The sequence below is a fragment of the Oleiphilus sp. HI0079 genome, assembly GCF_001635105.1.
This window is the reverse complement of sequence record NZ_LWFT01000068.1, coordinates 1-15,600: the sequence shown is the minus strand read 5'-3', so window position 1 is coordinate 15,600 and position 15,600 is coordinate 1. Positions and strand designations below refer to the sequence as shown.

Annotated in this window: 10 protein-coding genes; 6 read left to right on the top strand and 4 right to left on the bottom strand. The window is 48.5% G+C overall.

The features are described 5' to 3' along the window. Nucleotide 1: 1 nt before the first annotated feature. Nucleotides 2–1,378, bottom strand: a complete 1,377-nt coding sequence (locus A3750_RS01050; RefSeq protein ID WP_068466285.1) for a DASH family cryptochrome — start codon at nt 1,376–1,378, stop codon at nt 2–4. A gap of 277 nt (nt 1,379–1,655) precedes the next feature. On the opposite strand from A3750_RS01050, the gene A3750_RS01045 reads away from it, so the two are divergent. Both A3750_RS01045 and A3750_RS01040 read left to right on the top strand, forming a co-directional pair. After that, on the top strand, nt 1,656–3,581 hold the full coding sequence (locus A3750_RS01045) for a PhoX family phosphatase (RefSeq protein WP_068452525.1): 1,926 nt from the start codon (nt 1,656–1,658) through the stop codon (nt 3,579–3,581). A gap of 667 nt (nt 3,582–4,248) precedes the next feature. Further along, on the top strand, nt 4,249–5,064 hold the full coding sequence (locus tag A3750_RS01040; RefSeq protein WP_068452537.1) for an SDR family oxidoreductase: 816 nt from the start codon (nt 4,249–4,251) through the stop codon (nt 5,062–5,064). Nucleotides 5,065–5,109: 45 nt separating this feature from the next. On the opposite strand, the gene A3750_RS01035 is transcribed toward A3750_RS01040, so the two are convergent. Next, nucleotides 5,110–5,874: an AraC family transcriptional regulator gene (locus A3750_RS01035; RefSeq protein ID WP_068466286.1), complete on the bottom strand. Its 765-nt coding sequence runs from the start codon at nt 5,872–5,874 to the stop codon at nt 5,110–5,112. A 6-nt stretch (nt 5,875–5,880) separates the two neighbouring features. Between A3750_RS01035 and A3750_RS01030 the strand changes: the two genes are divergently transcribed. Next, complete coding sequence (locus tag A3750_RS01030) at nt 5,881–6,432, top strand: hypothetical protein (protein ID WP_156492246.1); 552 nt, start codon at nt 5,881–5,883, stop codon at nt 6,430–6,432. Nucleotides 6,433–6,793: 361 nt separating this feature from the next. Here the strand turns inward: A3750_RS01030 and A3750_RS01025 are convergent, their stop codons facing one another. After that, nucleotides 6,794–9,439 (bottom strand): DUF748 domain-containing protein, encoded by a 2,646-nt coding sequence (locus A3750_RS01025; protein WP_068452534.1) that lies wholly within the window; start codon nt 9,437–9,439, stop codon nt 6,794–6,796. A gap of 134 nt (nt 9,440–9,573) precedes the next feature. On the opposite strand from A3750_RS01025, the gene A3750_RS01020 reads away from it, so the two are divergent. The 3 genes from A3750_RS01020 to A3750_RS01010 all read left to right on the top strand — a co-directional run bounded on the left by A3750_RS01020 (nt 9,574) and on the right by A3750_RS01010 (nt 15,063). Next, nucleotides 9,574–11,043: an HD-GYP domain-containing protein gene (locus A3750_RS01020; protein ID WP_156498287.1), complete on the top strand. Its 1,470-nt coding sequence runs from the start codon at nt 9,574–9,576 to the stop codon at nt 11,041–11,043. Nucleotides 11,044–11,075: 32 nt separating this feature from the next. Further along, nucleotides 11,076–12,548 carry a PAS domain-containing sensor histidine kinase gene (locus A3750_RS01015; RefSeq protein ID WP_068457606.1) on the top strand — a complete coding sequence of 491 codons (1,473 nt, stop codon included), beginning with the start codon at nt 11,076–11,078 and terminating at the stop codon, nt 12,546–12,548. A 115-nt stretch (nt 12,549–12,663) separates the two neighbouring features. Then, on the top strand, nt 12,664–15,063 hold the full coding sequence (locus A3750_RS01010; protein WP_231871660.1) for a fatty acid cis/trans isomerase: 2,400 nt from the start codon (nt 12,664–12,666) through the stop codon (nt 15,061–15,063). A 341-nt stretch (nt 15,064–15,404) separates the two neighbouring features. Here A3750_RS01010 and A3750_RS26665 read toward each other — a convergent pair. After that, the coding region (locus A3750_RS26665; protein ID WP_231871659.1) for a hypothetical protein at nt 15,405–15,600 on the bottom strand (196 nt) is incomplete at its 5' end.

Below are 15,600 nucleotides of genomic sequence, written 5' to 3'. Positions count from 1 at the left end.
ATCAACGCCTAGGAATTGGCCAGTCGGCAGCGTCAACGTAATCTAAAGAATAATTGTCGTCGCTGTCAGTCCACTTGCCGCGAAAGCGGCCATCGGCGTCATGCATTTGCGCCTGTTTTTCCAAATTAAAGTGTCGCCCACCTCTAGGGTCTGCACCCACTCCTGCGATGTACTGCCAGTTTCCCCAGTTTGAAGCGGGGTCGTAGTCGATCAGTTGCTGCTCGAAATAGGCTGCGCCGCAACGCCAGTCTAGGCCAAGTTCATTGATCAGGGCCGAGGCGGCAATTTGCCTGCCTCGATTACTCATATAGCCTGTTTCGTTGAGTTGGCGCATGCAGGCATTTACGATTGGGTAGGGCGTTGTACCCATGCACCATTGACGATAACGTTGGGCATAGAACGAGCCTCTTTGCTTTCTCGCATTCGCTTCGGTAAACAGCCCGTTCAGTAAAAATAGGCGCTTGTTGAATGCGCGCGCGTACCACTGAAAGTATTCACGCCAAAGTAGCTCAAACAACAACCATGCGTTGTCTTCGTTCTTACCATGCTGAGCTTGGTACCCCTCTAGTGCTTGCACTGTTCGCCGAACTGAAAGGCTTCCATTTGCGAGCCAAAATGACCACTTGGATGAACTCTCCCAGTCATCAAAGGCATTGCGTGTTTGTTTATAGTGGTTTGGCGCGTTCCCGGAAAAATAAGTCGTTAGATGGTCTAACGCCGCGGCTTCACCTCCATGAACCAAAGGCGATGTATTTTTGATCGCTTTTTCAGGTTCAAAAAGCGGGAAATTGAATGCTTTCAAAGAGACGGGTTCAGGCAGCGCTGATATCGTGCTGGCTGGTGTGCGGAGTTGGATATTCTCTACTTTGCGTCGAAACTGGCTAAAGGTTTTCGGAAAGGTGGCGATGGCGGGCTCGGAGCTGAATTCAATGTCGCTCGCCTCAAAGAGGCAGCGCGTTTCGGCTTGAACATGTCGAATGTCAGGCAAGCTGGCGCGGAGGTGTAACCAGTCTCTACTTTCATTAAAGGCGACCGGTGTTGATCGGTAAATGTGCGTCACAGGTAGATGTGCGCAAATTGCTTCAATACTGCTCAGTGGTTTCGCTAAAAATATGTTCAAGCGTTGACCTAGCGCTTCGAGTTTTGTTCGCAGAAAGAGCAGGCTTTCGGATAAAAACTGTCGACGGTGTAATCCTAACCTTTGGCAGCCATACATATCTTGTTTGAAATGAGTGGGATCGATAAAAAAACAGATGATGAGATTGTCGCACTCCATTGCAGCCCTCGAAAGTAGGCCATTGTCGTCCAAGCGCAAATCATCCGTTAACCATACAAGGCCGAGACTCGGGGTGCTGTTAGATTGTTCATCGTGTTGCATGGCTTGAGCCCCTCCTAAACGTCTTGGTTTGTCATCTACATGAATGAATACGCGCTGCTTCGCTGATCAGCTTAGTTTACCTTGGGCTCTAAAACGAGAGCGTGCTCCTCGCGATGGTAAAGGCGTGAAGCTCGTTGTAAAGAATCTTTCAAATAACTGCCTCTGAACTGTCATGCGCTGTGCTTAAGGTAAGCCTGAAATACCTACAAAGCCTTAAGTTTGATCTGATTTTCGAATCAGACATGCAGCAAAAACGATTTAGCGAGGAGACGCTATCATGACAGACAACAAGATCGATCAGAGAGTTGAAGAATCGGGGTTTCAAGATCCAGATGACAACTCATCAAACCCTTCAAATAATACGCCTTTTGACAAGGTTTTGAACGCATACGTTAGTCGACGCAAGGTTGTACAAGGCACGTTAGCGGGTTCAACAGCCGCTTTTCTAGCGCCCTCAGCCTCTGCAAAGTGGGGTTTTGGTAACGGTTACCATAAGAAAAAAAATAAGAAGCTGGTTGGCTTTAAGCCTGTTGCGATTGCAGATGTTGTTGATACCACTATGCCGACCATATCGGACGACTATGAGTATCAGGTGCTGATCCCGTGGGGTACGCCGATTGAGCCAGGTGCTACGACAGAATATAACGGCGATCCAAACAGCCGTCCCTCCTCGAAAGAGGCGGCGCTGCAAACGGGGCTTGGGCACGATGGTATGTGGTTCTTCCCGATGGATATGCGCAAGGCGCGTCGTTATGGGCACCGCTATCCGATGCAAAACGATGCGGGCATGCTCTGCATAAACCATGAATATGGCACTAACCCTCACGCGCTGGGAAAGGATTTACCCGAAAGCTTAGAAGATGTGCGGCTCTCTCAGAACATTCACGGTGTGTCGGTTATCAAAATAAAGCGTGATTGGAAAGGTCAATGGCGTCCAGCAAGAAGCCCTTTTAGTCGCCGCATTACAGTCAATACACCGGTGCAGTTCTCTGGTCCTGCTGCGAGTTCAGAATTGTTACAAAATCCGGCTGGCAACACACCACTAGGTACGGTTAATAACTGTGGCGCAGGCTACACGCCTTGGGGTACGTATCTGACATGTGAAGAGAACTTTAACGGGTACTTCGGGTCACTTGAAGAGTTTGCGCCGACCGAGGAGCAAGCGCGTTATGGATTTACGCAAAACGGTTTTGGATACGCTTGGTACGCATTCGATAAGCGATTTGACTTGAACGATAGTGATTATGCAAATGAGGCGAATCGTTTCGGTTGGATTGTTGAGATCGATCCATTTGACGGTACGCAAAAACCGGTTAAACGCACGGCGCTTGGCCGGTTTAAGCATGAAGCAATCGCAATTAAAGAGTTGGATGATGGCCGCGTTGCCTGCTACATGGGTGATGACCAGCGCTTTGATTATTGCTACAAGTTTGAGTCTCATGTTTCATGGGCAAGAGCGATTGCCGATGGCGAAAGCCCGTTAGACAACGGTACCTTGTTCGTTGCGCGATTTAATGAGGATGGGTCGGGTGACTGGCTTCCGTTAACACTGGACAATCCAGAGCTTGCAGCACGCTTTAGTGATATGGGTGAGCTCTTAATCAATACGCGGATTGCGGCTGACATTGTTGGCGCAACACCGATGGATCGACCAGAATGGACGACAATTGGTAAGAATGGTGAGGTATTTTGGACCCTTACCAATAACTCGCGCCGAACTGAGCCAAATGCTGCTAACCCGCAAGCACCAAACTCAAACGGACACATTATTCGCACCACTGATCACTCAGCAGACAGTTTTACTTGGGATATCTACATTCTTGCATCAGATACGGTTGATCAGGAAACTGCCTTCTCTTCTCCAGATGCCGCTTGGGCTGATGAAGACGGCCGCTTGTTTATCGGTACCGATGGTGGGCAGCCACAAGGCTTGCAAGATCAGTTAACGGTATTTGATACCAATCAGGAGCTAGCCGAAGGTGAGATTCCTCAGCCAAAGCGCCTGCTCGTTGGTGTGAATAGTGATGAGATTACTGGCTTTACAGTTACGCCAGATCGTCGCACAGCGTTCGTGAATATTCAGCATCCTGGTAATGGTAATCCAGCGTCAACCAGCTTTCCTGCAGCGAAAGAAAGTGGTTTGATTCCTCGGGACTGCACATTAGTTATTACCCGCAAGGATGGCGGGATTATCGGATCTTAAACTCGCCTTAGAAGATGGCGAGCAGGTTTTGGCCTGCTCGCCATTTTTTAATTGGATCTTGATGCTTGGATTTGTAGCTGGATTTGTAGCAAGCAGCATCCTGCTGTAAGTTTTTCCGTTTGGCTTGGGTGTACTGATCGGTTTTCGGCCTGAAGGCCACGGGACAAAGTTTTTGAATATAATTCTGTGTTTACCATTTCTTATCTGTCGGGTGGCGCCCGACAGCGCCTTAAGACCTTTGTCTCGCCAAAGGTCTTAAGAATCTAAAGGCGACCCGGACGGCTAGCGCCTTTACGGGTTGATCCCTTCGATGAAATTTAATGTTTACGCGGGTCTCGTGAGTCATGGGTGTGATAGATGGGTTTGGCGGAGCCGCTCGCTCTTCGAAAAGTTGCCGTTGCTTCGCTCTATGTTTGCGCACACCAAAAAACATCGAAACCTCGTAAACAAAAAATTATCGAGGGGCCAATTCTCGTCCAAAGAGAAGCGTATCGGCCTTCAGGCCGAAACTGATCAGAGTACCCAAGCCCTCCGAGCCAAGCCAACCCAAAAAAGATTCGTAGAAATATACTACTCGCAACAAAAAACGCCTGAACAAAGAAAAACCATACTCTCCATTTCCAAGCTCCGCTATAGTCCTCTAAAACAAGACAAAAGGATTCTCCCAATGCAATTCCAAGATCAGGTGGTCATCATTACAGGCGCTTCTGCGGGGGTCGGTGAGGCGTGTGCGCGGCAATTTGCCAAAGCAGGCGCTTCGGTGGTTTTGGCGGCTCGCTCTATCAAAGAGCTAAATCAGCTCGCTCAGGAGCTAGGCAATGGCGCAATGGCTGTGCAAACCGACGTCGCCAAGCTCGAAGACTGTGAAGCCCTAATAGCAAAAGCCGTCGAGCAGTTTGGTCGTATTGATGTGCTAGTGAATAATGCCGGATATCATGAGCGTGGCGATGTCGCAGAAGCGGATCTTTCCGGGCTTGATCAAACCATTGATGTGAACCTTAAGGGGCCGATTCGGCTTACCAAACTCGCTTTGCCACACCTTCTAAAGGCATCGCATGGCGCAGTCGTGAATGTTGCCTCGCTGGCTGGACGTTTCCCGCTTGAAGGTGAGGCGACGTATTCATGCAGTAAATTTGGACTTCGTGCTTTCTCGTTGGCGCTTGCTGAAGAGTTGAATGAAACCGCGGTGACGGTATCGCTGGTCTCCCCTGGACCAATCGATACTGCGTTTATCATGGATCATATTGAAGACGTCCCAGACATGGTGTTCTCGCAACCAATGAGCGATGCCGATGAGATCGCCGATGCCGTTATTGAATGTGCACTGGATGGTAAGCGAGAGCGCGCGATTCCGGGGTTTTCTGGCTTGTTGGCGACTGCGGGATACTTGCTGCCTACTTTGCGAAAGGCATTAAAGCCGGCTCTAACAGCGAAAGGTGCCAAAGAGAAGAAACGTTATTTAAAACGTACACGAGCATCGTGAACTGTTCGACGTGTCGACATACACTCCGGTTAAGCCGTTTGTGCGCTAGTTGTCGGTGGTTTCGGTGGATCGAAACTGCCCGGGGTTCAGTCCGTTCCAGCGCTTGAATGCGCGATTAAAGGCACTTTGATCGGAAAAACCCAGTTCATAGCCAATTTCTTTTAGACTCCGGTCTTCGTTCTTGATGAACTGCTCGGCGAGTTTAAAGCGCTTCTCATCGACTAGCTTACGAAATGTGGAGCCTTCTTTTTTGAGACGATTTTTTAGTCCGCTTACACTCAAGCAAAAGTGCTGAGCCACTTCTTCCTGAGAAGGGAAATTCTCCGGTATATTCGCGCCGATATAGGCGCGCACTTTATCGCTAAAGGATATCTGCTCGCTTCGGTTGATCAGCGCCCGGCTGAGCTTCTCTTCAAGTAATCTATATAGCCCAAAATTCGGGTTGTGGGTCGGCTTTTCTAGCTCTTCTGCTGGTAGCAATATGCTGTATGTGCTTGCGTTAAACGTAGGCGGACAGCCAAATATCCGCTGATAGTGACGCACAGGCGCAATAGGGCAGTGTCTTAATGAAACGCGTTTAATGTTCAGTGGATAGGCATCTGCCGTCTGCGTACAGAGCTTGGCAAATCGAATACAGGCCGCTAGCTCTAGCTCAATTAATGGGTGAAACGCGGGTGCATCAGAAATGCAGTCCACGCTGTAGGTGTAACCTTCTGGAGATTGCTCAAGCTTTGTGGGCATTCCTTTAACAACTAAATTTCGAAAAGTAATTGTGGTTTTAACCGCACCCAGAATTTTCGTACTGGCCAAGAGATTTTGCCTGACGTGCTACTGCGCGCAGTGTTTGCAAAGTATGTCTTAATTGAAAATGCGGGAACTATTGAGCGTTTGAGTCTTTCTGGCTCGTCAGAGGATCGTGAAGACTATGTCGACGTTCAAGAGGCCGATTATATCAGCGAGATAGAAAAAGCAGCGCTTGCTTCAGGTAATGTGCTGGATACTGACGAGCTGCCTCCGGCAGGGCTTGAGTATCAGTATCGGGGTGTTGTCGCGCCGGAAGGCGAGCGGCCATTAAGCCGAGAATGGGTTGACGAGCAACTTGAAAATCAATCAGCACTTAGAGCGTTCTTTCAACCGGCTGAGCTAGAGGTCGAGGGTGTTCGCATTATGCGTTTGGAGGGTGTTGCAGACAACGAGTTCTACACAACGCTTGGTTTGCAAGAGAATGATGTCATTATGCGCGTGAACGGTGAATGGTTGCATGAGCAGCAAAACACACTGTTCTCAACACTTGAAGAAGGTAACGAGCTATCTCTTGTCTTGATGCGAAAAGGCTTGCCTGTTCATTACGCCTATCGTGTTAACTAGGAAGTATCGCTTTTAACGTATCGTCGTTATTACACGTCTTTAAAGCGTGTGCCCGCTCTGCTCAAAATAAAAAGCCCGCTGTCGAGGCCTATTCGACAGCGGGCATATAAAAGGTAACGCTAATAATATGTGTTCCTGAAAATGTTCAAAGACTGTAGAGGAAAGGGCCTGAATCTTTTCTGTACCGCCTTTTGATGGTTCCCATTTTAGGGGCGTAGGGGGCGTAGTCTCATCGTCCTTAGGGCTTAATCCCCCCTTAAAAATACAAAAGTTCGTTAGAAAAACGCGTTTTGGGTGCGTTAAACGCGTCTTTTTTGTACTTTTCGCCGCGGTCGATCTTCAACGCTGGCTTTGTTGATACCTAGAATTCAAACTCCACTCTGGGTAAGGCGGCACCCTGTTCATCAATCACCGGCTTACATATCAGGATTCGAGAGGAGGTTATCTCTTTTTCATCAACCAGGTAGTTTTTGACTTGCGTCGCGCGGTCTAGAGCGAGGCGTCTAAGTTCTGCGGCTTCATCGGGGTTTCTACTTTCTTTCTGATCAAAATCTACTTCGGCGTGCGCAGCAAACCCACAAGCCTGCATATCTATGTCGTCTTTGTCTTTGAGTAGCAATGCGAGCTTATCAACAAACGCTTTTTGCTCATCGTTTAGCTCATACTCTCCCGGCTCGAATATCAAATCAGCAACTCGGGGCTTTAAGGCATAGCTACCGGCAATGCTTGTTAGCGTGACGATGTTTGCGTACGGTACAAACGTGTTGATTACGTAGCTCTGCGATGCGGCGATAGCGGCCCGTTGTGCGACAAGGTTTAAAAAGCCGGCTGCGCCGAAGTTTGGATTGTTTACGTTGCCGCGAATCGGAACGTCGAGTTCGATTCGACCATCACTGTCCTCCAAGGCGCCAAGCGCAACATTGAGAGGAATGAAACTGCTCTCAGCGAGGCTTCCCGATTGAACGTCTCCCACGTTATCGATTTCGAGGCCTCGGATCTCAATCTCAGAATTACCATCCACAATGTCATTCACAATGGCGACTTTTGTCTTTGTATCGAGTTGCCCATTGGCGATATCAAAGCCGGCGGCTGTGCGTATAAATGGAGAGATCTTTGGCAGCTCTAACTCTTTCACGTTGACATCAAGCGTCATGTTGACCTGGTCAGCAAAGGGCGCAAGCTCTCCGATCACGTCAATTAATGTGTAGCGACCCGCTATGAGGGATATCTCTAGATGAGAGAACTCATCGGGCGTTTGGGTGTTTAGTTTTTGTAGGATGAGGGTCTTGATATTGAAGGTTTGCTCATATCTGGGCGTCATCGCTTCGTAGATGAGGGTGATATCGCCGTTGTCTCTTAAAGCGAAGTTACCTAGCGCAAAGTTAAATGATCCCGCCTTTTCTTTCTCAATGTCGGCCTCTACTTCACTCGTGTTGTTGCCCTGTGAAGTGACTTGTTCTTCGGCGACGGCTTCATCCAGTGCTTCCTGCGCTATCGACTTTTCACGAATCGACACAATATTGGAGATTTGCTGTCGCTCATCAATTTGCACGCGCGCATCAAGCGCACCCAAGTCTATAGATTCTATGCTGAGAGCCTCGGGCTTATACTGAATTTGCGAGATATCTAGGCTAGCCAGCTCTAGAAGCGGAGCTGAGCGATCAATAGTGATTTTAGGTTGGCTCGGTTGCTCAATCTGCTGCGCTGTTTCATCACTTTGTACGGGTTCTAGCTCGGGTGCCTCTTGCGTATTTATTGCTGGGCTTTCTGATGCGCCCGCATTTGTGCTGATTCTTTGGGAGATTCTTACCTCTTTTAAAAGTACTTCATTTACCGAAGCGGTAAGCGTGTCGATGCTCGGCGCGTTAAAGCTCAACGACGATATTTCCATGTTCTCTATTGCGAGCAAAATATCTTCAGAATTGCTTGGGCCTATCTGAATATTTTGGCCGTTCAGCGCGATTTCGCCCTCCGCACTGATCTCACCGTCATTGGGGAGTAATACGGCTAATGAGTTTGCTGTCAGTTTAAGGCTGCTCTCGCGCACCTCCGCATCCGCGAGACTCAGATCAAGCTGTTGTACTTCTAAATAAGAGGGCTTGAGCGCCAAGGCTATGCCATTTGCTTGGATGTTTACTTCGCCTTCGAGGTTGAAGTCGAGGTGGCCCCCAAGCTTATTCAGCTGGTCTTTTAGCAAGTATGAAAAAGCGCTGCCGGCTAGTTTGTCGAGGCTGCTTGCAAACAATACTTGTCCGGTAATTGTCTCTTGCTCTTCGATCACTTCATTCTCGAGGGCGATCTCTAGGTCGAGCTTAAAGGGAGCTTCATTCAGCAGGGCAGAAAGAGCGAGAGTGCCATTAAGGCCATTTTGCGCCAATGCTAAATCGACGACGCTGAGGTTTTGAAGAGAAATCTCATGGCTGGAGTCAAGGTCGAGGACGCGAGCTGTGAAATTATCGATGCTTAGCTCTGGCACTGCGAGTGACCAATTTATTGGTTCAGAGCCTTGCTCCTTATCCTCTATAACGGATTCTTCGTCATTGTCTGGGTTGTCAGTTGGCAGTGCGTAACCAGCGATCTTCAGTATCTCTTTTGTTGTCGGTTCTGAATCCTCTTTGCTTTGCTGGTTTTGACTTTGTACGCGCTCAATCGTAATGCTTAGATCGTCAAAATCTAGCTCATCAAAGGCTAGCTGTTTGGCCACCAGTGCCAGCAAGCTTACATCGATTACCGCGTGAGAAATGACAGCCTTGTTGCTGCCGTGGCTCTGGTCCACGTTCTGCTTTTGGTCTGTCAGTTCGCTAAGCGCGAAGTCGTTAACGGTTAACGCGCCTTTAAACGGATTGAGACGGATAGATGAGGATTCGCTCATTTCTAAACCCAGCTCGGCTAGAAAAGGCGGCGCATATTGCCGCACAGCCAACGGGCTGAAGGCCCAAATTGCAAGCAAAGTAAGAATAATCAGTAACGCAACGGCACCAATGATGCGGTTAAAAATAGTGAGCAAGGTAGGCACCTTTTACATTTGAGTGGTTAATACTGGAAGACAGACGTACTTGTTTGAGGCTCAGATTAACACAAGATTAAGCGCTCGCCACCTGCTTCTCAGAAACAAAAATATACACTGCAAAACAGCAATTCTTGACTATTCTTCTCAAGCAATACGGAGAAGTTCTATTTATGGCCAAGCAAGAGATTCCAATCGCATTATTGCGGCCGGGCATGCATGTTGTCGGTATTGATGTCTCATGGATTGACAGCCCTTTTTTACGCCACTCATTTAAAATTCAGGATCCTCAGGACGTTCAGAAACTGATTGATTCTGGCGTAAGAATAGTCACCATCGAGAGAGACAAAAGCGATATTCTTCCCGAAGCTGTCGAGGCGGAAGAGCCGAGCGAGGATCGCCCTCAAGAAACGTCGGTTTTAGATGCGACCACTGAGAACGCGACTGAAACGACAGTTGAAGAAAACGTGGAAGAACACCTAGCGAGCGAGGAGGAAAAAAACCAAGCGGTCAATTCGCAGCCTGAATCTTCAATGGATACATCTCGCACGGTAACGTCTGCTCAGGCTTTCGATCAGCCACCTGAAACATCATCTACCCAAGCCGGCTCGCAGGTGGATGGCAAGCCAAGTACAGCAGCACCCACAGATTTAAAAGCCGAACTGTCATTTGCAAGAAAGTTGCATGGAGAGGCCAAAGCCTTGTGCAGTCGTGTTTTCGAACAGCTCAACAATGGGCAAGCAGTGGATGTTGAAGTAGTCAGCGAATTGGTTGAGCAAACTGCAGAAAGTTTGGCGCGCAACAATCAGGCGATTTTCTCTTTCTTGCATATGCAGCGCAAAGACGAAGGCTTGTATGATCATGCTTTCTCTGTATTTAGCCTAGTGTTGGCCATGGGGCAGGCATTGGGTGTGTCGAAGGACGAGCAAGAGACGCTTGGTTTTGCGGCTCTAGTGCATGATGTGGGTTGGTTAAAGTTGCCATTGCATTTGTTAGGTAAGGGCAAAACCTATACGGATGCCGAGCGTAATCTCGTCACTAAACATCCTCTGCTGTCTGTTCGTATGATCGAAGGCGGCGAAGGGGTGACCGATCAAATAAAGAGTCTTGTCGGCCTGCATCACGAATGCTTGGATGGCTCGGGTTATCCGACGGGAAAAGTCATGCAAGACAACTTGCTCTGGTCGATTCTGGTGGTTGCGGATCGTTATGACGAACTTGTCCATCAGTTGCTCGATTGCTCTGGGATGATCCCAAAATCGGCGTTACGCGAGCTCTACAAGGATGCGCAGGACGGGAAGATCGATGTTCGCGTCGTGCAAAGTTTGATTACCTTGATGGGTGTCTACCCCATCAGTTCTGCGCTTCAATTGAAATCTGGAGAAAAAGCGATTGTCACTGAGTGTCACAGGAGTGCCCCAGCCCAGCCATCGATACGGATTTTTTATGATGGCAAGGGTAACTTGCTTCCAAAAACCGAGGACGTTGATCTGAGCGCCTTGGAAGAAGATCATCCGCGAATGGTTGCTAAGGCCATAGACTGGCGCAAACCGGGGGTTGATCCGGCTCAGGTTCTTAATCTCACTGAAGCCGACTTGCGCTAGGCGCACTAAGCACATCTAGCAGGGTTTATTGCATGCTTGAAAAATGGATAGAAACGATCAACGATTGGCCTGATCTGATCGCCTTGATCAGCGAGAAAGGAAAGCTCGTGGCGTGTTCTCGCGCATTTACAACGTGGTCCGGTTGGAAGGTGAGTCGTCTTTCGGGCAAGCATGTTCATGATGAACTTTGCGCTCCGGCGCGGGCTTTCGCGCATAAACGTGAGAGCTGTCCTTTATGCGCCAGTCAAACAGCACCCTTGGATGGCGACAAGAAACACGCTTCGCAGGACTTAGATCGAAGTTCAAACTCCGAGAATACCGAAGCGCATCTTGAGGGCTTGATCGTTAATGCGAAAGGCGACTATCTATCTGCAGAGCTGTTTTGCAGAACCATTGAGCTGGAAGGCCATCGTTATTCGTTGGTACGATTTTTAGACGATAGTAAGCTCAAGCATACATTTTACGAGCTGCATCGCATGTCTTACTTTGTTGATAAAAGCCCGTTTCCGCTAGCCGAGTTTTCAGCATCTGGCTTGCTTGAATTCAGTAACGCAGCAATGACCGAATTGATGACCGATATCGGCTATGATGATGAAGGCCGTTTGCTGCTATTACCGACTAATTTTGAGCAGCTTCTCGCGCAAGTCATCGAGAATAAAAGCTCTGTGGACGATATAGAAGTCACTGCACCGGACGGGAGTGTTTGGTCGTGGTTTTTCTATCATTTAACCGCTGATGGTGAGGATCGTGTGCACGGTATCGCAACTAACATCACTGAGCGAATTCGTCGTGAGGCGATTGAGAAAGAGTTGGAAAATACCGCTGCGAAAATGCGCGAAGATGCACGTAAGCAAGAAATTGCAAAATTAACGCACGAATTTCGTTCGCCGCTGAATTCGCTCGTTGGTTTTGCCGGCATACTGAAAGCGAGACTTAAAGATCGTGTCGATGAGCAAGAGCAGACCTTCTTAGATCTTATTGAACAAGGTGGTATGAAGCTCGCCGATCAGATAAGCACAACGTTGGATGCAGCAAGGGATAATTTAAGTGAAAGTATCCTCGCAGTGTCTAAGTTTGGTGCGCAGGCATTGTGTGATGAGTTGATCGCGCAAATTAGTCCGCTGGCCGCAAAGAAGTTTTTGGAGTTGCACTGTGAGTGTGAAGACCTGACGCTGGAAACGGACCGTGCAAAGCTCGCTCAAATTTTGGTTAATTTCCTCGATAACGCCATCAAATATACGCAAGAAGGCTCAGTAACGCTGGTCGCCAAACCCTTCAAGGGTGGTTATGAATTCTCTGTGATTGATACAGGCAGAGGGCTGACAGACGACGAGCAAGTTGATGTGTTTAAAGATTTTCATCGTACTGCTGGGGTGGAAAACATACAGGGAACTGGACTGGGGTTGTCCGTCGTGCAGGAGTTGGCTAAACGCTTACAAGGGGAAGTGGCCGTAGAGAGTGTAATGGGGCAAGGCTCACGTTTTTACCTGCGTATTCCTGTTTAGTCCGATCGTTTTGGCCAGCTTTTTTGGTTTCTAGCGTGATCCTTCTTGAATCTTCTTATATATTTCTTATCTTATTGCGAAGTGAATACTTTTGACCGATGAGAGGGATGTGCGCGTGCTGCGAGCGAAACTGAGCCGTATAGCTCAATACTTAATGATCGCTTTCGTTGCTGTGGGTTGCGCTGTCGTAGCCGAGCAAAAGCTGAATGAGCTTTGGGGCAAGGAAGAAGTGCGTGACCGCAGTGTCAGCCAGACGACCCAAGGCATCCCAGAATATCATCGTGATATTCAGCCCATTTTTGATAAGCGCTGTGTGAGTTGCCATGCTTGTTACGATGGCCCTTGTCAGCTCAAGCTCACGTCTTATGACGGTGTGGATCGTGGAGCCAGTAGCGAACTCGTTTATGATGGTACGCGCTTATTGGCCATAGAGCCTTCTCGTCTTGGTGTTGACGAGAAAAATACTCAAGAGTGGCGCGAACGCGGTTATTTTCCTGTATTGAATGAGCGTCATCAGCAACCGGACGCTAACCTGTATGGCAGCTTGTTATATCGCATGCTCGAGTTAAAAAAGAATAACCCCTTACCACAAACCAAACAGCTTGATTCAGATGCGTTTGACTTCAGCACCGCCCGGGTTCAGGAGTGCCCAACGATTGCTGAATACGAAGGTTTTGCATCAAACCATCCACAGTGGGGTATGCCATTTGGCTTGCCTGCGATAAGTGATGAAGACTTCGATACAGTTAAGCGCTGGGTAGAGGCTGGGTCTCCAGTGATTCCATTAAAACCTCTTGGTGAAAAGTACCAAAAAGAAATCTCCCTTTGGGAAACATTCTTCAACGGAGAAAGTAATAAAGAACAGCTGTTCTCTCGCTACGCCTTTGAGCATTTGTACCTCGGAAACCTTTGGTTTGAAGCCTTAGGGAGCGATCAGTATTTCAAGCTTGTTCGTTCTCGCAGTCCTAGTGGCGAACCGATAGACGAAATCGCCTCTCGCAGGCCCTTTGATGATCCAGGAGTGGATCAATTCTATTATCGCTTGAAGCCTGTGCGAAGCACGATTGTTGATAAAACGCACATGCCATATATGTTGAACGATGGGCGCATGGAGCGATGGCGACAATGGTTTTTAGAGCCCAGCTACGAAGTGACGAATTTGCCTGGCTATGATGTAAAGCTAGCCTCGAACCCTTTTGCCACCTTTAAAGACCTGCCGACACAGGCGCGCTACAAGTTCATGCTGGAGGAGGCGGAATTTACCATTATGGGCTACATCAAAGGTCCGGTCTGTCGAGGCCAGGTGGCGCTCAATGTGATTGAAGATCACTTCTGGGTGTTCTTTGTCGATCCTGACATTGAAACCATGCTTTATGACCCGGCGGGTGCTGAGCGAGCAGTTCGTAATTTGCGTTTACCTGCAGAGCAAGACAGCAATGCGTCACCATTTTCAGTTTGGACCGAGTACTCTGAGTTACAGGAGCAACACCTGAAAGACAAGCTGGCCTTCATTAATAGCTTGTCGAAAGAGGGCGCTGAGTTAACTTTAGGAGCGTTATGGAATGGACAGAAGCTCAAAGAATCAGAAAGTCAGCCGAACCAGAATGCTGCGCTGACCATTTTTCGGCATTTTGATAATGCGACGGTCGTGAAAGGCTTGCAGGGGCCAAAGCCAAAAACAGCGTGGGTCATCAGCTATAGCTTGCTAGAGCGCATTCACTACTTGTTGGTCGCGGGTTTTGATGTGTTTGGGAATCTTGGGCATCAGTTAAATACGCGTCTCTATATGGATTTTTTGCGCATGGAAGGGGAGAGCAATTTTCTCATGTTGCTACCCGATGACGCAGCAGAGCGCGAGTTACTGAGCTGGTACGATGGTGCGGAAGAGAAAGTAGAAAGTTATCTTGAGGTGCTTCGTAAGTCTGAAATACCAAACAACACGATTGAGTATAGTAGCGACAATCCCAAAGCAGAGCTGTTCGATAAATTGATTGAATACATGGGGCCTCAAGTATTGCCTGAAGTGCCGTTACTGCCACCAGAACTTATTGCGCGCACAGAGGGAATGCAAGGTGATATCGCCAAACTAAAAGCCATTGCCGGCCCCGCAGTCGCGCAAATGCCAGAGCTTTCTATGGTGCGTGTGAAGTTCAATGACGGTCAGCAGCATGTGTTCTCCATGGCGGTCAATCGTTTCCACAAAAATGTATCTTCCTTGTTTTTGGAAGAAAAGCGGCTTAAGCCTGAAGGCTTCACTCTAACAACATACCCTGGTGTATTGGGTAGCTATCCAAATGTGTTCTTTGATGTTCATGCGCTGCTGTTTGAGCATTTTGTAGAGCGCATTCAGAGTCTTGAAACAGCTGAGGACTATACATCGTTGTTAGATGACTTTGCCGTGCGGCGCACCGATCCGAAGTTTTGGGATTATGTTGATTGGCTGCACGTCTGGTATCTGGTGAATCAGCCTTTAAAGGCCGGGATCATTGATTTGAATAGATTTGAGAATCGCTAATGCTTGTTTGAACTGACTACCTAGTGAGCAGCGTGTTGCGATTGGGTTTTGGTGAATTGTTATCCGTTTCTTTTCTGCCGCCCACCCCAGGGTGCCCTCTCTTGCCTTGCAGGCAATTCAGCTTGTCTGGCCGGCAGGCCACTCATGGGCTTTGCTTATTCTGCTTTGGCTAGGTTTCTTTTCTAGCTTCATTGCTATCCGTTTCTTTTCTGCCGCTTCCGCGCGGCTGACGGGTTAAGACCTTTGTCTCGCCAAAGGTCTTAACAATCTAAAGGCGACCCGCAAAGCTCCGCTACGCTTCTCTTTGGACGGGACTAGGCCCTTCGATGACATAATTGTGTTTACGAGACTTCGTTATGTTTTGGTGTGACGAAAAGCTTGAGCGGAGCAATGCTGCCCGAAGCCTCGTAAACATTGAGCAGCATCGAAGGGATAAATCCCGTCGAGCGTCGAAGACGCTTCGGGTCGCCTTTGGGGTGTCGGGGTCTTTGGCGAGTCAAAGCCCCTGACTCGGCCTTCAGGACGAAACTGGAACAA